The organism is Arthrobacter sp. 9AX, from assembly GCF_902506095.1.
Lineage (GTDB): Bacteria > Actinomycetota > Actinomycetes > Actinomycetales > Micrococcaceae > Arthrobacter.
Window position 1 is genome coordinate 460,124 of sequence record NZ_LR733293.1, and the last position, 16,534, is coordinate 476,657.

Genomic DNA, 16,534 nt, shown 5'->3' on the forward strand with positions numbered 1-16,534 from the left:
GCCGTACACCCGCAAGACCAGCACCGGACCACCGCCGGCGCCGTCCCGTCGTCGGCAGGCGCATAACCTACAGGAACTACCATGCGCGAACTTATTCCTTCCGGCACCCTGCTGGGGATGCTGCTGCCGCCCACCTACGGCCGGCATGTTACGGACTCCACGGCCTTCACCGTGCTGAGCGTGGAAATCTGGTCGACCGGCCTGGTGGTCAACATCCAGTTGGCCGCCGACGGCGAACCCGAACCCGCCATCATCCTCCAGGACCATTTCGGCACCGAATATTCGCGGCTCAGGTCCGCGAACCTCGGGTCCCGGAACCTGCAGGTCTTCACCCCGTCGGTGCCGCCGGGGACCAGGAGCCTGACCGTCAGGTCCGCTGATGACTCCCATCCCCGGCCCGTGGTCACCTTCGCCGTGCCGCTGATGGCAGTACGGGAGAGCCTCCCCGAAGCGAACGACGGCGACTATCCGCCGCCGTCGGAACTCCGCCGCCCAGCCTGACCACAAGCCCCCACGCCTTATGAACAAAGGAGCCACAGTGAAGGACACCGCCGGCTTTAGCCCCAGCACTGCCATCGTCACCGGATCGGACTCGGGAATCGGCAAAGCCACGGCAGTTGCGTTGGCCGGGGCGGGCATGGACGTGGGGGTCACCTGGCACTTGGACAAGGAGGGTGCCGAAGCAACGGCGGAAGAAATCCGCGGCCTGGGGCGCAGGGCGGTGGTCCGAAAACTGGATACCACCGACCTCCACGGCGCCGGCGCTGTCATCGACGAGCTGGCGGAAGAGCTTGGCGGAGTGGACGTCTTTGTGAACAATGCCGGCACTGGCGACGGGACCAAATTCCTGAACCTGGATGTCGAAACCTGGATGCAGACACTGGACACCAACCTCAACGGGGCGTTCGTCTGCCTGCAGGCCGCCGCCCGGCGCATGGTCCACGCCGGCAGGGGAGGGCGGCTGGTGGCGGTCACCAGCGTCCATGAATTCCAGCCGCGGGTTGGATCATCCGCCTACGACGCCTCCAAACACGGGCTGGGTGGCCTGATGAAAACGCTCGCGCTGGAACTTGCAGAGCATGGCATCACCGCCAACAGCGTGGCGCCGGGCGAAATTGCCACCCCCATGACGGGGCAGGAGGATGAGGATCCCACTACCAAGGACAGGCCGGGTGTTCCGCTGGGCCGGCCGGGTGACGCCAGGGAGGTTGCCGCGGTAATCGCCTTCCTCGCTTCCCCCGCCTCAAGCTACGTCACCGGAGCCTCCTGGGCGGTTGACGGCGGCATGCTGCAGATGGGGCCGCAAGGTGGTTCGCACATTACCGGCCATGAGTGGCGGCAGGGGTAGCGCGCCTGTTCCGGCTCTTATGGCTCTGAAGGGCCGCGGCGCTGGGACCTTGTCCGCATAACGGATTGGGCAAGCGCTTTCCCGCCGGCTGCTGGCATGATGGAGCCCATGCGCATTCTTATTGCTCCGGATAAGTTCAAGGGTTCCCTGACGGCCGCTGAAGCCGCCGCCGCCATCGCCGAGGGCGCCCTGCGCGTCTACCCGGACGCCGTCGCCACGCAGTTTCCCATTGCCGACGGCGGTGAGGGCACGCTGGAAGCGGCTGTGGCGGCCGGTTACGAGGAGCGCATCAACGCCGTAGTGGGCCCCATCCTGGCCCCTGTCGGTGCCGCGTGGGCCATCAGGAAGGCCGACGGCGGCAAGGTCACCGCGGTGATTGAAACCGCCCAGGCCTCCGGCCTTGCCGACATGGAGCCGACCCCCGCCAACGCGCTCCGCGCCCACAGCTACGGCTGCGGACAGCTGATCGCGGCCGCCTTGGAGGCTGGTGCCACCGAGATCGTGCTGGGGCTGGGCGGGTCGGCAATGACCGACGGCGGCAGCGGCGCCCTGCGCGCCCTGGGTCTGAAGCCGCTGGATGCGGCCGGAAACGTGGTGCCGCTGGGCGGCGGATCGCTCGCGGACGTTGTGGCACTGGACGCCTCGGCGCTGGACCCCCGGCTTGCCGCCGCCACTTTCCGCATTGCCGTGGACGTTCGGAACCCGCTGTACGGAACGCTGGGTGCCGCGCACGTTTTCTCCCCGCAGAAGGGCGCGGATGAGGCGGCCGTGGAGCTGCTCGACGCGGGCCTGCGCAATTGGGCCTCGCTCCTGCGGGAAGTCACGGGCCGTGAGGTCAACGTCGAAGGGGCGGGCGCCGCCGGCGGCTTCCCGGCGTCGTTCCTTGCCTATACTGACGCCGCGCTCGAAGGCGGCTTCGCGCTCGTTGCAGGGCTGACCGGGCTGGCGGACCAGCTTTCCGAGGCGGACCTGGTTATTACCGGCGAAGGCTCCATGGACAGCCAGTCGCTCACCGGAAAAGCCCCCATTGCGCTCGCCGACGCTGCGCGGGAGCGCGGCATTCCGGTAATTGTGCTGGCAGGCCGGATCCTGGTGACCCCTGAAGACCTTGCCGGGCACGGCGTAGTGGCCGCCGCCCAGCTGCTGGACGTTGCCCCCAGTCCGGAAGATGCCGTAGCCAACGCCGCCAAGTACCTGGCCTGGGCAACAAGCCAGGTACTTGAGGGCGCCTAGCTAAACGATGGTGGTGTTGCGCCGGCGGCGCCAGATCAGGATCACGATCAGGGTCGCCAGGACCACCGCGCCAATGACCCAGGGGGTGTAGTCCAGCCGGGTGGACTCGTTTTGCGATGATTCGCCCGTGCCCGGATTGGCGGGACCGGTGGAAGCGGTATCGCCCGGGGACGGTGTGGGCGACGCCGCCAATGGCGCCGGGCCCCCTCCGGAGAGAGCCGTGCTTCCGTGGGCGCCCGTTGCCGGTTCCACCGGGGCGGCCTGGGCGGCAGCAACTGAAAGGGCGGGCGCGGCAAGGAGCAGCAGGGCAAGCACGGCTGTTCTGAAAAGGGTCCGCATCGGGTTCTCCTGTCGTAGTGGAAACGTCAAAATGGGTGGGTTCTGAAGCCGGGTTCCCGGGGGTTACCGTCCGGCGGCGGCGCGCCTGTTCAGGTGCAGGGGGACGTAGACCAGCAGGACCACCAACACGGCAAGGAGTACGCCTCCTGCCGTGAGTCCCGCTGACCGGCCAGCTGTCACATCGAAGACCAGGGCGGCCGTACCGGCGCTGAGCAGGCCGATGCCGGCCAGGGCGATCTTGGTGATGAAATCCGCGCTGGAGACCAGGGTCTCCTTGAGCCGCTTGCGGAACAGCCTCCGGTGCACGCTGACGGGTAAGAGGATGAGGGCGGTGGTCAGGGCTGCGATCACCACGTTGACCAGGTACAGGCCCACCTGGAAGCCGTCAAGATCGTCAAAGCGGGACTGGAAGGGGAGGGTCAGCAGGAATCCGGCGAGGATCTGCACGCCGGTCTGGAGTACCCGCAGTTCCTGCAGCAGTTCCGCCCAGTTGCGGTCCAGCTGTTCCTCGCGGGTTTCGTTCCTGCCCGTCCGGCCTGTGTAGTCCTCCACGTCAGACATTGCCTCTCCCTCCAGCCCAACCAAACCCTGGGTCCTTTCTACTCCTTAGCTACCCACAAACAAGGGCGGTGTTGCGCCTTGGCCACCATTTGATAAGTTTACTGATTATTCGCCCCGAACGGTGGACTTTGCTCCTCCGGCCGGGATAGCTTCGAAGGGCCGGTGCAGGAGCCCTTCGAAAACCGACACAGTGAGTAGGCGGACTATGAGCGGGACGGACAAGCAGACAGACCAGCCAAAGGATCCGCGGGGCGGTTACCACGCGGGCCCATTCCCCGAGCAGGAGCAGAAGCAGCCGGGCCTGACGGCGCCCATGGAGCCCAAGCCGGACCACGGGGAGCTTAGCTACGAGGGACACGGAAAACTGCAGGGCAAGGCCGCCCTCATCACTGGTGGGGATTCGGGCATCGGCAAGGCGGCAGCCATCGCGTTTGCCCGCGAAGGAGCCGACGTGGCCATCTCCTACCTTCCCGAGGAGGAGGAAGACGCCCAGGACACGGCCGACTGGATCCGGAAGGCGGGCCAGCGGGTCCTCCTTTTTGCCGGTGACGGGCGCGAAGAGGAATTCAGCACCCGGATCGCTGACGAGACCGCGGCAGAATTCGGCCGCCTGGACGTGGTGGTGCTGAACGCCGCCTACCAAAAGAACCGTGAGAGCCTGGAGTCGCTGCCGACAGAGGAGTTCGACCGGGTCTTCAAGACCAACCTCTACTCGCTGCTGTGGACCGCCCGGGCCGCTGTGCCCTATCTGAAGCCGGGCGCCTCGATCATCACCACGGCATCCATCCAGGCTTTCAACCCCTCGCCGGGTTTGATCGACTACGCCATGACAAAGGCGGCACAGGTGGCATTCACCAAGGCGCTGGCACAGGAACTTGGCCCCCAGGGAATCCGGGTCAATGCCGTGGCCCCCGGGCCAATCTGGACGCCCCTGATCCCGGCCACCGAATGGCCGGACAAGCTTCCCAAGTTCGGCCAGGACACGCCGCTGGAGCGGGCGGGCCAGCCTGCCGAACTTGCCGCGGCCTATGTCCTGCTTGCCTCGGAGGACGGGTCCTACATCTCCGGGGCCGTACTGCCCGTAACCGGCGGAAAGGGGCTCTGACCGGCCGCCTTCCCCGCCCGGCTTCATCCGAAGCCCACCAACGCACCATTCATCCAACGCACAGCAGGAGGAACCATGACGCAGGAAAACCAGCACGCCCAGCCGGAGAGCGATCCGGGCGGGTACGGCACACCCACCGCCGAGCAGGAATTGGGTGGAGACCAGGGCCCGGCAAACGCCGCATCCGGCGGCACTGCCACAGCCGGAGCCGGCGGCGTGGACACCAACGAGCCCCAGCCCGGTGCCGGCGGCGATCCCGTGCCCCGGGACGTGGACCTGCCCTCCAGCGCAGCTGAGATCGACGAGTCAAACGATGACTCCAAAGGTTCCGCTCCCGTGTCCTCCGAGTCCGGGCAGGAAGCGGCAGGAATTCCGGACGGCAGCGGCGACGACCTGCCCCGGGAGAAATCACCGAACGACGACGGCGGGGAAAATTTCGACGCCGGCTGACAGGGCGGCCGGGCTGCTTGAGCCCCGCGCCGCCTGCCGCTGAAGGCCTCCGCCTGCTGCCCAAGGATGCAGTGTGCGGAGGCCTTTGCGGTGCCCGCATAGATGCGTTCCGTTGTGGGTACAGGACACGACGAACCCATTCACTAACTAGGCCGTGGCAGGCGCCCGGAGGTGGGCTGTGAGCAGGAGGTCGTCAGAACAGTGGGCCAGTCGTGGCGGGATACCGGACCAGGTGGCAGTGGACGTGCTGGTTCCCACATGCGACAGGCCGGCCGAGCTGGCGGTAACGCTGGCCGGCCTCGCAGGCCAAGCCGACCCTGCCTTCAGGGTGGTGGTGAGCGACCAGTCCGCCGGTTCCCCCGCCTGGGAGCACCCGGCAGCCGCGGCCATGGTGCGGGTCCTGGAAGCCCAGGGCCGGCCCGTCACGCTGCTGCAGCACCTTCCGCGGCGCGGCCTCGCCGAGCATCGCCAGTTCCTGCTGGACCAGTCCACAGCAGCGAAATGCCTCTTCCTTGACGACGACGTGTGGCTGGAACCGGGCGCCCTGGAGCGGCTCAGCCGGGCGCTTGATGAACTGGGCTGCGGTTTCGTGGGGATGGCGCCGCAGGGCTTGTCCTATTTGGACGACAGGCGGCCGGAACAAACTGCGGGGTTTGAGGCCTGGAACGGGCCTGTCCAGGCGGAACGCATCCGCCCCGGCGCTCCCGAATTTGAACGCTGGCCGCTGCACAACGCCGCCAACCTCAGCCACCTCAGCGCCGATCTTTCCCTGGGACCGGGGGAGTGGCTGCCCTACCGGGTGGCGTGGCTCGGCGGTTGCGTGCTCTACCGGCGGGAAGCCCTGAACGGTGCAGGCGGCTTCAGCTTCTGGCCCAACCTCCCCGTGGAACACGCGGGGGAGGACGTCGTCGCCCAGTGGCAGGTCATGGAGAGGCACGGAGCCGCGGGCATCCTGCCCTCGGGGGCCGTTCATCTGGAGTCCCCCACCACGGTGACGGAACGGCGGGTGGAGGCCTACGACGTCGTCCTGGGTGAACCTTCGACGGGGCACGCAGGCCCCAGCGCCGCCGTCGACTGAGCAGCGAAGTCCGCTGCCCCCTCCCGCCGGTGGGGCCGGGCGACGTATTCTGGGAGGACGAGGTTTTGCAGTAGGCCGACGGCGCTACAACCAAGGCGTGGAACATGGCCGCTGAACCCTCGGGGCAGGTTGGCTGGGGACCGCTTCCCCTTCCACCGGAGCCGGTTTTCGACAGTACGGACGTTGAAAACTACCTCTGGGAAGTCACCCATGAGTTCATGCGGGGCATAGCAGGGGAAGACCGCGGCATCGGCTGGGCGGCAACCCTCTTCCGGCTGGGCAAGGCGCGCACCCTCGCGGCCAGCAGCGACCAGGCACGCGAAGCGGACAGGGAACAATGTTCCTTCGCTGACGGGCCGGTCATTGAGGCCGTCCGGACCGGGGAGTTCGTGCTGCTGTCGGACGTCAGCCGGGACCGGCGCTGGCCCGGGTACGCAAGCGCTGCCGCCGGCCACGGAGTGCAGGCCTTGCTGTCCGTGCCCATCGTCTCCGAGGGCCTGACCAGCGCTGCCATCAACCTCTACGCCGCCTCGCCCCACACGTTCACCAGTGACGATCTTCTCCGGGCCCAAACTTACGCCCGCCAGGTGGCGCGCGCGCTGCGTGTGGTGGTCCGGGTGGCCGAACGTGCGGAGGCGACGGCGGGCATCGCCGTCGCGCAAAGCTCGCTGGTGCTGGTGGACCTCGCGGTGCGGAGCCTGATGGACGAGTACGGGCTGAGCCGGGAGGGTGCACTGCGGTTCCTGCAGCGCGAGGCCTCCCACCACGAACTGGACCTTCGTGACGCGGCCCTGAATGTTGTGGTTCCAGGGACAGGCAGGGAGGCTGGCGGCCGGCACGCTCCCGGTGCGCGGCGGGAAGCAGCCAACGACGTCGAGGACTTCCGCCTGGTGGCTCCGGCGGACATGGATCAACCGCCCGTGGCGGTCGCTGCCCGGAAAACCGGTACCTCCACGAAAGCGAAAGGACGGCCGGCATGACCACCGAACAGCATGAGACCCGGCATGGACGTCCCCCGGGGGAGCGGCACCCGTGGCACCGCTTCGTAGCCCTTGGCGATTCCTACACGGAGGGAATCGGCGACCCGGAACCACGCAGCATCGGCGGGCTCCGCGGCTGGGCCGACCGTGCGGCGGAGGAACTCGCCGCGGGCCAGCATGACTTCGCCTACGCGAACCTGGCGGTCCGGGGCATGGTGCTCCATGAGATTATCGACGGGCAGCTCGCGCCGGCGCTTGAGCTGAATCCCGACCTGATCGCGATGTCCGGCGGCGGGAACGACATCGTGTTCCACCGCGGAGATCCGGACAAACTGGCTGAGCGGATGGACAAAGCCGTTTGCCAGTTGGCTGAGACCGGGGCCACCGTGATGTTGTTCGCCGCGCCGGACTGGGGCAACACACCGGTCCTGGGCCAGACCCGGGGGAAGCTGGCCATTTTCAACGAACACCTCCACACCATTGGGAGGCACTATCAGTCGGTCATGGTGGACCTGTGGTGCCTTCCTGCGCTCCATGACGCCCGCATGTGGGACCGGGACCGCCTTCACCTGTCACCGCTGGGGCACCACGTCGTTGCGGTGGCCACCCTCGACGCGCTTGCCGTGCCGCACGCGCTCAAACCCCTGCAGCCCAGGCCCGTTCCGTCGCACGGCTGGACCCAGGCCAGGGCGGAGGACCTGATTTGGGCGAGGCAGTACTTCGTCCCGTGGGTCCTGCGGAGGCTGCGGCCCCAGGCCGGGGAAACCCTGGTGCCCAAGCGCCCGCTGCCTGGCCCGGTCTTTGGCCTCGGCCGCGGGGGCCTGGACCCCGGCGTCGCGGACTCACACGACGTTGCCTAGCGGTACTAGCGCTTTTTGGGTCCCCGCTTCGCGGCAGCATTCATGGCGGCCTTGACGGCAGGCGGCAGCCCGGCCTGTTCGGTTTCGGGCTCGGCCACGGTTCCACGGGCCTTCGCGATGGCCTTCATGCCGTGGTAGATCACCAGCGCCGCGGCCGAACCCAGGGCGATGCCCGTGAACTTGAGCTCGCCGATGGTCCACGTGTAGTCCGCGATGCCGATGATCAGGGCAACAGCGGCGGTGGTCAGGTTCACGGGGTTGGAGAAGTTCACCTTGTTCTGTACCCAGATCTTCACACCCAGGATGCCGATCATGCCGTAGAGCATCGTGGCTGCGCCGCCCAGCACACCCGGCGGGACGGTGGCGATCAGCTCACCGAATTTGGGGGAGAAGCTCAAGAGGATGGCGAAGATGCCCGCCACCCAGTAGGCCGCCGTCGAATAGACCTTCGTGGCGGCCATCACGCCGATGTTCTCCGCGTAGGTGGTGGTGCCGGAACCGCCGCCGAAACCGGCCAGGACCGTGGCGGCCCCGTCGGCCATCAGCGCGCGTCCGGATACGCCGTCCAGGTTCTGGCCCGTCATGGCGGCTACTGACTTCACGTGGCCGATGTTCTCGGCCACCAGGACCAGCACCACGGGGACAAACAGGCCCAGGACGCCGAGGTGGAATTCGGGAGTCTGGAACTGGGGCAGACCCACCCAGGCGGCGGCGTCCATCTTGTCGTAGCTCACTTCACCGCGGAGCATCGCCACGAGGTAGCCAACCACCACACCCACCAGGATGCTGAGGCGGCCCAGGATGCCGCGGAACAGGACGCTGACCAGGATGATGGTTGCCAGCGTGATCACGGCAGTGACCGGGGCGGCGTCGAAATTGTTCTTCGCGGCAGGGGCGAGGTTGAGGCCGATGAGCGCCACGATGGCGCCGGTGACGATGGGCGGCATCAGCCGGTTGATCCAGCCGGCGCCGAACCTCTGCACAATGGCGCCCACCAGCGCCAGGGCCGCACCGGCGAGCACCACGCCACCCAACGCCCCGGGGACGCCGAACTGCTGCTGGGACGCCATGATAGGCGCGATGAACGCGAAGCTTGAGCCCAGGTAGCTGGGAACGCGGCCCTTGGTGATGAGCAGGAAAAGCAGGGTGCCGATGCCCGAGAAGAACAAGGTGGTGGCCGGTGGCATGCCGGTGATGATGGGCACCAGGAAGGTGGCGCCGAACATGGCCACCACGTGCTGCATGCCTACGCCGATGGTCAGCGGCCAGGCGAGACGCTCATCGGGGGCCACCACATGGCCCGGTTTGATGGACTTGCCGGTGCCGTGCAGCTTCCATTTGGTTCCGAGCATGCTCATGGGCGGAGGCCTTTCAAAGGGGGTGCCGCGAAGGGCGAAGATCAACTGGCACCAGAATACCGCCAAGCTTTCGCCGCAGACCCCCCGGTTGTTGTTGGACACCCCTGTGGGTAACGTCACGCACCGTCACGGGAAGAGGAGTCCTGCACTTGAAGTTGCAAGTATGGAAAGCAACGAGGCCATCCCCCAAGCAAACGGGGAGGCGCAGCGAAAGGTAAGCCAATGACCATTGCCCACGAAGAAGCGGTTATCGATTCCGCCGCTGTCGACGCCATCTTCGCCCAGGCCCGCACCGCCAACTCCTTCACCGGCGAGGTGACTGACGAGCAGGCGCAGGCCATCTATGAGCTGACCAAGTATGGCCCCACCGCCTTCAACTCCCAGCCGCTGCGGGTCACCTACGTCCGCTCGGACGAGGCCCGCGCCACGCTCGTTGACGCCCTCTCCAACGGCAACAAGGCGAAGACCGCGTCCGCCCCGCTCGTGGCCATCCTCAGCTACGACACCGACTGGGCCGGACAGTGGGACAACTTCCTCCCCGGCTACAACGCCCCCAAGGCCATGTACGACGCCAGCCCCGAACTGGCCGCCGCCACGGGCAACAACAACGCCCACCTGCAGGCCGGCTACTTCATCCTGGCCGTCCGGTCGCTCGGCTTCGCTGCCGGCCCCATGACCGGCGCGGACTTCGCGGCGATCGACGCCGCGTTCTTCCCCGCGGGTGACCAGAAGAGCTTCCTGGTGGTCAACATCGGCCAGCCCGCCGAGGACGCCTGGGGAGCCGCCAAGCCGAAGTTCTCCTACGAGGACGTCGTCCGCACCGTCTAACCCCCGGGCCTGCCGGAACGCTCTCTCACTTGATGCGCCTTTTCCGCCGACGCTCTCTCATCCGTGAGAGAGCGTCGGCGTTTTACCGGCATTAAGTGAGAGAGCGTCGGGGGCGGTGGGAAACTGGGGCTATGCCCATGCGGAAACTCATCCTGGTTGCTTTTGTGGAGCCCGTGTCCGAAGGTGCGGTGTTCCCGCGCACGGACTGGCCGCTGCACATCACGCTGGTGAGGTTCGACGTCGGCACTCCGGCGGGTGCCGACGCCCGGCCGGCGCTGTCCGGGAGTGCGTCCGACGCCGTCACCGAGCAGGTGGCAGCCCTGGCCGCGCCGCACGCGGAGGCAGCCCTCGGCGCCAGGCTCACGGTGGGCAGCGATGCCGGGTTTGGCCGGAATGCCTCGGTGCCCGTGAGCCTCATCGAGCCGCAGCCGGACCTGCAAAACCTGCACGGGCAGTTGGTCGGAGCCGTGGGCAGCCTGGGCGGCAAAATACTGACGCCCGCGCACACCCTGTCCGGTTACCGGCCCCACGTCTCACACCACGGTGACAAGCGGCTGAACCCGGGCAACGCCGTCGTGCTTGACCGGATCGCACTGGTGGACATGGCGCCGGACGGTGACCGTACCGTCCGGCGCGTCCTCCGGCTCTGGAGCCGGAACTAAAGGCGCAAAAGGCCCTAGGCGATGACGCTGTCCACGAGGGCCTTGGCTTCGGCCTGGACCTGCTTGAGGTGCTCCTCGCCGTTGAAGGACTCGGCGTAGATCTTGTAGACGTCCTCGGTGCCGGACGGGCGGGCCGCGAACCAGGCGTTCTCGGTTACCACCTTCAAGCCGCCGATGGGCGCTCCGTTACCGGGCGCCTCCGTCAGCTTGGCGGTGATCTCTTCTCCGGCCAGGGAGGTAGCCGTTACGTCTGCAGCGGAAAGCTTGCCCAGTTTGGCCTTCTGCTCGCGCGTGGCAGCGGCGTCAATGCGGGCGTAAACAGGGGCGCCGAACTGGTCCGTCAGGCCCTTGTAGAGCTGTGACGGGGACTTGCCGGTCACTGCGGTGATCTCCGAGGCGAGCAGGGCAAGCAGGATGCCGTCCTTGTCCGTGGTCCAGACGCTGCCGTCCAACTTGTTAAAGGAGGCGCCGGCCGATTCCTCGCCGCCGAATGCGCCCTCGCCGGAGAGCAGGCCCGGCACGAACCACTTGAAGCCCACCGGGACCTCCACCAGCTTGCGGCCCAGGCTCTGCGCGACCCGGTCGATGATGGAGGAGGACACCAGGGTCTTGCCCACCACGGACGCGGGGTTCCAGCCGCTGCGGTTGCGGTACAGGTAGTCGATGGCGACGGCGAGGTAGTGGTTCGGGTTCATCAGCCCGGCATCGGGGGTGACGATGCCGTGGCGGTCGGCGTCGGCATCGTTGCCCGTGGCAACGTCGAACGCCGGCTGGCCGGAAGATGCCGCGTCAGACATGCGCTGGATCAGCGAGGCCATGGCGGCGGGGGAAGAGCAGTCCATCCGGATCTTCTCGTCCCAGTCCAGGGTCATAAAGGCCCACTGCGGGTCCACGGTGGGGTTGACCACGGTGAGGTTCAGCTGGTGGCGCTCGCCGATCTCGCCCCAGTAATCAACCGAAGCCCCGCCCATGGGGTCTGCCCCGATCCGGACGCCGGCTTCACGGATGGCGTCCAGGTTCAAAACCGAGGGGAGGTCGTCCACGTAGCTGCTGAGGAAGTCGAACTTGCCGGTGGTGTCCGCTGCCAGTGCGTCAGCCACGGAGATGCGCTTGACGCCGCGGAGGCCGTTCTCAAGCAGTTCGTTGGCACGGTTGGCGATCCAGCCGGTGGCGTCCGAGTCCGCCGGGCCGCCGTGCGGGGGGTTGTACTTGAAGCCGCCGTCAGCAGGCGGGTTGTGGCTGGGGGTGACCACGATGCCGTCCGCCTGCGGTGCGCCGGCGGCGGCGTTCCGGTTGTAGGTGAGGATCGCGTGGCTCAAGGCCGGGGTGGGGGTGTAGCCGTGGCGGGCATCAATGAGCACTTGGACGCCGTTGGCGGCGAGCACCTCGAGCGCGGAGTTCTGTGCCGGCTCGCTCAGGGCGTGGGTGTCCTTGGCCAGGAACAGCGGACCTGTGACGCCCTGCGCCGCCCGGTACTCCACAATCGCCTGGGTGATTGCGACAATGTGTTTCTCGTTGAACGACCCTTTCAGGCTTGAACCGCGGTGCCCGGACGTGCCGAACACCACGCGCTGGCCGGGATCACCCAGATCCGGCGTGATGTCGTAATACGCGTCAAGAAGCGCAGTGATGTCAACAAGGTCCTGGGGTTGGGCAACTGTGCCCGCGCGGCTAGCCATGGCACCAGCATGCCAGACGGAAGGCGCGGTCAAAACGATCCGTCCACAATCCGGCCCGTGTTTCCGCTCCTGTGACGGAACGGCGTCATCGAGCAAGTAGCCAACCTGAGTACCGGGTTCGCAAAGTACTTATATACCGGCGCCTGCGCGCCCTGTTACTTTCGAAAAAATCGGGCGGGGAATGCCCGTGAGAAAAAGGACGACGGCGGCCTCCCGCCGTCGTCATTTCCGGCAGGAAGCAGGGACGGCCATGGGGGCAGGGGACGGGGCAACGGAGCAGTCCAGGCTGGCGGCTGAACGGGTTGCCAGGCTCAAGCGCCAGCTCGACCAGGCCGAACGCATCACCAAGGCCTGGGACGCAGGCGCGGTGGGTGAACGCGTGGTGGCGGAAAAGCTCAGCGAACTGGTGCCCCGCGGCTGGTACGTGCTCCACGATGTCCACTGGCCGGGCCGGCCCAAAGCGAACCTCGACCACGTCCTGGTGGGGCCCGGAGGCGTGGTGGTGGTGGACGCCAAGAACTGGACCGGCGAAGTGAAAGTCTCCTCCGGTGTGCTGTGGCAGGGCCGCTACGCCCGCACGCAGGCAGTGGAAGGGGCACTCGCACAGTGCGCCGCCGTCGCCTCCGTCCTGGCGCCGCCGCACCGCAGGATGGTCCGGCCCCTGATTTGTATGTCTGCCCAGCCTGACCTCTTCGGCGTGACCAATTCGGATGTGGCCGTGGTGGGTGCCCAGCGCGTGGTGGGCGCCATCGAAGCGCTGCCTCCCGTGCTGGACCAGCAGGCGGTGGTGGGGCTCTACGCACAGCTCGGACAGCAGCTCACGCACGAGCAGGAGCCAGGCATCACGGCCTTCCGGAACGTGCGGCCCGGGACAGTTGTGAAGCCCCCGGACCCGCGCCCGGCCCCGTTAGGCGCCGGCCGCGACACGGATCCGGAGACCCCGCGTCCAGTGCCCGCGCGCTCGGTGTCCCCGCGGCCCACAACCCGGCGAACCACAACGCCCCGGCCGGCGTCGTACCGCCAGCGCGGCAATACGGGCGCCGGACGGCTTGCCCTGCTCGCAGCGTTCGTGGTCTTTGCCGTGTACGTACTGCCATACCTGGCCCGCTGACCTTCCCCCGGCGGTAGGCTGGAAGCAAAACTTCCAGGGGGAAAACCTTGACTGACCAGCCCGCCAACCGGCCTGAATCCCAACACCCCGGCGGCAGCACGCCGTCGGGCTCCGAACCTCCGCGGTTCGCACCGCCGTACGGCTCGGACGCGCCCTCCCAGCCCCAGTACGGGCAGGGCAATGACGGCCAGGAAAGCTACGGCGCTAACCACCAGCAGCAGAACCCTTACAGCCAGCAGAGTCCGTACAGCCAGCAGAGTCCGTACGGACAGCCTCCGAGCCCGTACAACCAGCCCGGCAGCCCTTATAGCCAGCAGGGTCCCTACAGCCAGCAGGGCTACTACGGCGCGCCGGCCGAACCGAAGACGCTCAGCATCGCCAGCATGGTGTGCGGCATCGCCTCGGTGATCATGGGCTGGATCCTGCTGCCGCAGATCGCCGCGATCGTCACCGGCCATCTGGCGCTCAAGCGCGAGCCGTCGGGCAAGGGCATGTCCATCACCGGCCTGGTGCTGGGATACCTGTGCCTGCTGGGCTACGGCGCCTTCTGGCTGCTCGCCATCATTGGCCTGGCCATCGCCAGTTCCTCCACCAGCTCGTCCTACACTTTCTGAGCTCCAGCTTCTGAACCGCACCTGAAGCAGGCCCTGCCCTCCCTGGGAAGGGGAAGGCGGCCGGTGGTACCGCGCCCTTGCCGCCACCGACCACTTCCGTGGCGCTGCCGTAACGGGGTTGCGGTCAGCGGAGCAGTTCCACGTCCGATACGAGCTCGATGTGGGCCAGCATCGCTTCCCCTGCCGCTTCGGAATCCTGCGCGCGGATGGCGTCGGCGATCTTGCGGTGCGAGGCGAGGGACTGCTCGGGCCGGCCGGGCTGGCCCAGGGACTCCATCCTTGTCTCCAGGATCATCTCCGCGATGAACGCCATCAGCTGCGCCAGCACGCCGGAGTGCGCGGCCCCGGTGATGGCCTGGTGGAAGAGCTCGTCGCCATGGGTGCCGCGGTCGCCGTCGTTGATTTCCCGGGACATCACGTCCAGGGCGTGGTCAATCGCCGCCAAGTCCTCGTCCGTGCGGCGGGCAGCTGCGAGGGCTGCAAGCTTGACCTCCAGGGTGCTGCGCGCCTCCACGATTTCCGGAAGCCGGCTGCGGTGCTCGCGCAGCCCCTTGATTACCGAAGCGACGCTGGGACGCCGCGCCAGCACCGCGCCCGTTCCATGCTGCACGTCAATGACGCCCAGCACCTCGAGAGCTACGAGAGCCTGGGCAAGGGTGGCCCGCGAAACACCCAGCCGCTCGGCCAGGTCCCGTTCTGCGGGCAGCAGATCGCCGGGCCGCATCTGGGTGGATTCGATGTACGCGAGGATCTGCTCCACCAGCTGTTCGTACAGCCGGGGGCGGGTGACCCGCTCCAGTCCAAGCCGTGCTGTTTTTTCCACAAAGCCCCCGCTCCGGTCGTTCGTCCTTCAAGAATACAGGTCGCTCCTATTGACAGATAGACTCACTGTCTAAGAGGCTAGTCCAGTGAGCCAGTTACTCATGTCACACTTTTTCCTTCCCCAATGGAGGACCAACGATGTCCGCTCCTGTTTTATCGATCATCATCCTGGCGGCGATGTTCCTGCTCGCCACCGTCCTGCCCCTAAACATGGGCGCCCTCGCCTTCGTAGGCGCGTTCCTGCTCGGCGCCGTAGTGCTGGGAATGTCCACCAGTGACATCCTCGCCAACTTCCCCGGCGGCCTCTTCCTCACCATTGTCGGTGTCACCTACCTGTTCGCCATTGCCCAGAACAACGGGACTATCGACCTCCTGGTCCGCGGTGCCGTCCGGCTCGTGGGGAGCCGGGTGGCCCTCATCCCTTGGGTCATGTTCGCCATCACCGCAGTCATCACGGCCGTGGGCGCACTGTCTCCCGCCGCCGTCGCCATCATTGCGCCCATCGCCCTCAGCTTCGCCGGGAAGTACAAGATCAGCCCGCTGCTGATGGGCATGATGGTGATCCACGGGGCCCAGGCCGGCGGTTTCTCGCCTATTGCCGTCTACGGCGTCACGGTCAACGGCATCCTCGCCAAGACTGACCTGGCCTTCAGTCCCACTGCACTGTTCCTCTCCAGCTTTCTCTTCAACCTCCTCATCGCGCTGGTCCTCTTCGTTGTGCTGGGCGGCCGCGCACTGCTCTCCTCCCGGGTGGGGCATTTCGTGGAACAGGCAGCGGAGGCACGGATGGCGGTCAGCGTGGGAGCCAAGGCCGGTTCCGATGTGCCCTTCAAGTGGTTCGGCTCCGGCATGTATGGCCCGCGTGATCCCGCAGGCGACGGCGTGGCCGCCACCAAGGAGCGCTCCGAAAGGATCCCGCAGCTGGTCACCATCGCCGGCCTGATCGCCCTGGCCGTCATCGCCCTCGGCTTCAAGGTGGACGTGGGGTTTGTGTCGATCACCATCGCCATTGTGCTGGCGCTGGTTTCACCCGCGGCCCAGAAGGGTGCCATCAACAAGATCAGCTGGTCCACGGTGCTGCTGATCTGCGGAATGCTGACCTTCGTCGGTGTCCTGGAGGAAGCCGGAACCATCGAATTCGTCTCCAACGGCGTGGCCGGCATGGGCATGCCGCTGCTGGCGGCCCTGCTCATCTGCTTCATCGGGGCCGTGGTGTCCGCCTTCGCCTCGTCCACCGCCATCCTGGCCGCACTCATCCCGCTCGCGGTGCCGTTCCTCTCCACCGGTGAAATCGGCGCGGTGGGCGTCATCTGCGCTCTCGCCGTATCCGCCACCATCGTGGACGTCTCCCCCTTCTCCACCAACGGCGCACTGGTGCTCGCCAACGCTCCTGAAAGCGTGGACAAGGAGAGGTTCTACAGAAAGATCCTGGCTTACAGCGGCATCGTGATCGTTGCCGGGCCGGTCCTGGCCTGGCTGGCGCTGGTGGTGCCCGGGTGGCTGTAG

18 protein-coding genes are annotated in these 16,534 nt (G+C 67.1%); 13 read left to right on the forward strand and 5 right to left on the reverse strand.

Annotated features, from left to right (window positions below; translation table 11 throughout):
- Window positions 1–81 precede the first annotated feature (81 nt).
- The 3 genes from BACI348_RS02100 to BACI348_RS02110 all read left to right on the forward strand — a co-directional run bounded on the left by BACI348_RS02100 (window position 82) and on the right by BACI348_RS02110 (window position 2,581).
- The gene (locus BACI348_RS02100; protein ID WP_159823731.1) at window positions 82–501 is read left to right on the forward strand and encodes a hypothetical protein; all 420 of its coding nucleotides are present in this window, start codon (window positions 82–84) and stop codon (window positions 499–501) included.
- 37 nt (window positions 502–538) lie between these two features.
- Window positions 539–1,348, forward strand: coding sequence for an SDR family oxidoreductase (locus tag BACI348_RS02105; protein WP_159823732.1), 810 nt, complete (start codon window positions 539–541; stop codon window positions 1,346–1,348).
- A gap of 108 nt (window positions 1,349–1,456) precedes the next feature.
- Window positions 1,457–2,581: a glycerate kinase gene (locus BACI348_RS02110; protein WP_159823733.1), complete on the forward strand. Its 1,125-nt coding sequence runs from the start codon at window positions 1,457–1,459 to the stop codon at window positions 2,579–2,581.
- Here BACI348_RS02110 and BACI348_RS02115 read toward each other — a convergent pair whose 3' ends face one another.
- On the reverse strand, window positions 2,582–2,920 hold the full coding sequence (locus BACI348_RS02115) for a LuxR family transcriptional regulator (RefSeq protein ID WP_159823734.1): 339 nt from the start codon (window positions 2,918–2,920) through the stop codon (window positions 2,582–2,584).
- Window positions 2,921–2,983: 63 nt separating this feature from the next.
- On the reverse strand, window positions 2,984–3,481 hold the full coding sequence (locus BACI348_RS02120) for a DUF6328 family protein (RefSeq protein WP_159823735.1): 498 nt from the start codon (window positions 3,479–3,481) through the stop codon (window positions 2,984–2,986).
- A 205-nt stretch (window positions 3,482–3,686) separates the two neighbouring features.
- Between BACI348_RS02120 and BACI348_RS02125 the strand changes: the two genes are divergently transcribed.
- The 5 genes from BACI348_RS02125 (at window position 3,687) to BACI348_RS02145 (ending at window position 7,954) form a co-directional block, all read left to right on the forward strand.
- Window positions 3,687–4,586: an SDR family oxidoreductase gene (locus tag BACI348_RS02125; RefSeq protein ID WP_159823736.1), complete on the forward strand. Its 900-nt coding sequence runs from the start codon at window positions 3,687–3,689 to the stop codon at window positions 4,584–4,586.
- 75 nt (window positions 4,587–4,661) lie between these two features.
- Entirely contained in the window at window positions 4,662–5,036 is a 375-nt protein-coding gene (locus BACI348_RS02130) for a hypothetical protein (protein ID WP_159823737.1), read from the forward strand.
- 244 nt (window positions 5,037–5,280) lie between these two features.
- Complete coding sequence (locus tag BACI348_RS02135; protein WP_236557364.1) at window positions 5,281–6,114, forward strand: glycosyltransferase family 2 protein; 834 nt, start codon at window positions 5,281–5,283, stop codon at window positions 6,112–6,114.
- A 104-nt stretch (window positions 6,115–6,218) separates the two neighbouring features.
- Complete coding sequence (locus BACI348_RS02140; protein WP_159823738.1) at window positions 6,219–7,094, forward strand: GAF domain-containing protein; 876 nt, start codon at window positions 6,219–6,221, stop codon at window positions 7,092–7,094.
- Window positions 7,091–7,954: an SGNH/GDSL hydrolase family protein gene (locus BACI348_RS02145; protein ID WP_159823739.1), complete on the forward strand. Its 864-nt coding sequence runs from the start codon at window positions 7,091–7,093 to the stop codon at window positions 7,952–7,954. Before BACI348_RS02140 ends, BACI348_RS02145 begins: the two co-directional genes overlap by 4 nt.
- A 5-nt stretch (window positions 7,955–7,959) precedes the next feature.
- Here BACI348_RS02145 and BACI348_RS02150 read toward each other — a convergent pair whose 3' ends face one another.
- Window positions 7,960–9,312: a uracil-xanthine permease family protein gene (locus BACI348_RS02150; RefSeq protein ID WP_159823740.1), complete on the reverse strand. Its 1,353-nt coding sequence runs from the start codon at window positions 9,310–9,312 to the stop codon at window positions 7,960–7,962.
- 222 nt (window positions 9,313–9,534) lie between these two features.
- On the opposite strand from BACI348_RS02150, the gene BACI348_RS02155 reads away from it, so the two are divergent.
- Entirely contained in the window at window positions 9,535–10,140 is a 606-nt protein-coding gene (locus tag BACI348_RS02155) for a malonic semialdehyde reductase (protein WP_159823741.1), read from the forward strand.
- Window positions 10,141–10,277: 137 nt separating this feature from the next.
- Window positions 10,278–10,802: a 2'-5' RNA ligase family protein gene (locus BACI348_RS02160; protein WP_201298478.1), complete on the forward strand. Its 525-nt coding sequence runs from the start codon at window positions 10,278–10,280 to the stop codon at window positions 10,800–10,802.
- 14 nt (window positions 10,803–10,816) lie between these two features.
- On the opposite strand, the gene pgm is transcribed toward BACI348_RS02160, so the two are convergent.
- On the reverse strand, window positions 10,817–12,481 hold the full coding sequence (pgm, locus tag BACI348_RS02165; protein WP_159823743.1) for a phosphoglucomutase (alpha-D-glucose-1,6-bisphosphate-dependent): 1,665 nt from the start codon (window positions 12,479–12,481) through the stop codon (window positions 10,817–10,819).
- Window positions 12,482–12,731: 250 nt separating this feature from the next.
- Between pgm and BACI348_RS02170 the strand changes: the two genes are divergently transcribed.
- Together BACI348_RS02170 and BACI348_RS02175 are read left to right on the forward strand one after the other, a co-directional pair.
- Window positions 12,732–13,592 (forward strand): nuclease-related domain-containing protein, encoded by an 861-nt coding sequence (locus BACI348_RS02170; RefSeq protein ID WP_159829711.1) that lies wholly within the window; start codon window positions 12,732–12,734, stop codon window positions 13,590–13,592.
- 47 nt (window positions 13,593–13,639) lie between these two features.
- Complete coding sequence (locus tag BACI348_RS02175) at window positions 13,640–14,206, forward strand: DUF4190 domain-containing protein (protein WP_159823744.1); 567 nt, start codon at window positions 13,640–13,642, stop codon at window positions 14,204–14,206.
- A gap of 124 nt (window positions 14,207–14,330) precedes the next feature.
- Here the strand turns inward: BACI348_RS02175 and BACI348_RS02180 are convergent, their stop codons facing one another.
- Complete coding sequence (locus BACI348_RS02180) at window positions 14,331–15,029, reverse strand: FadR/GntR family transcriptional regulator (RefSeq protein WP_159823745.1); 699 nt, start codon at window positions 15,027–15,029, stop codon at window positions 14,331–14,333.
- A 137-nt stretch (window positions 15,030–15,166) separates the two neighbouring features.
- On the opposite strand from BACI348_RS02180, the gene BACI348_RS02185 reads away from it, so the two are divergent.
- On the forward strand, window positions 15,167–16,534 hold the full coding sequence (locus BACI348_RS02185; RefSeq protein WP_159823746.1) for an SLC13 family permease: 1,368 nt from the start codon (window positions 15,167–15,169) through the stop codon (window positions 16,532–16,534).

Excerpts from the sequence above, each read along its gene's own strand:
- BACI348_RS02110 (WP_159823733.1), top strand. The coding sequence starts at position 1,457 with ATGCGCATTCTTATTGCTCCGGATAAGTTCAAGGGTTCCCTGACGGCC.
- BACI348_RS02140 (WP_159823738.1), top strand. The coding sequence starts at position 6,219 with ATGGCCGCTGAACCCTCGGGGCAGGTTGGCTGGGGACCGCTTCCCCTT.
- BACI348_RS02100 (WP_159823731.1), top strand. The coding sequence starts at position 82 with ATGCGCGAACTTATTCCTTCCGGCACCCTGCTGGGGATGCTGCTGCCG.
- BACI348_RS02120 (WP_159823735.1), bottom strand. The coding sequence starts at position 3,481 with ATGTCTGACGTGGAGGACTACACAGGCCGGACGGGCAGGAACGAAACC.
- BACI348_RS02125 (WP_159823736.1), top strand. The coding sequence starts at position 3,687 with ATGAGCGGGACGGACAAGCAGACAGACCAGCCAAAGGATCCGCGGGGC.
- BACI348_RS02160 (WP_201298478.1), top strand. The coding sequence starts at position 10,278 with ATGCGGAAACTCATCCTGGTTGCTTTTGTGGAGCCCGTGTCCGAAGGT.
- BACI348_RS02145 (WP_159823739.1), top strand. The coding sequence starts at position 7,091 with ATGACCACCGAACAGCATGAGACCCGGCATGGACGTCCCCCGGGGGAG.
- pgm (WP_159823743.1), bottom strand. The coding sequence starts at position 12,481 with ATGGCTAGCCGCGCGGGCACAGTTGCCCAACCCCAGGACCTTGTTGAC.
- BACI348_RS02170 (WP_159829711.1), top strand. The coding sequence starts at position 12,732 with ATGGGGGCAGGGGACGGGGCAACGGAGCAGTCCAGGCTGGCGGCTGAA.
- BACI348_RS02185 (WP_159823746.1), top strand. The coding sequence starts at position 15,167 with ATGTCCGCTCCTGTTTTATCGATCATCATCCTGGCGGCGATGTTCCTG.
- BACI348_RS02115 (WP_159823734.1), bottom strand. The coding sequence starts at position 2,920 with ATGCGGACCCTTTTCAGAACAGCCGTGCTTGCCCTGCTGCTCCTTGCC.
- BACI348_RS02130 (WP_159823737.1), top strand. The coding sequence starts at position 4,662 with ATGACGCAGGAAAACCAGCACGCCCAGCCGGAGAGCGATCCGGGCGGG.
- BACI348_RS02155 (WP_159823741.1), top strand. The coding sequence starts at position 9,535 with ATGACCATTGCCCACGAAGAAGCGGTTATCGATTCCGCCGCTGTCGAC.
- BACI348_RS02150 (WP_159823740.1), bottom strand. The coding sequence starts at position 9,312 with ATGAGCATGCTCGGAACCAAATGGAAGCTGCACGGCACCGGCAAGTCC.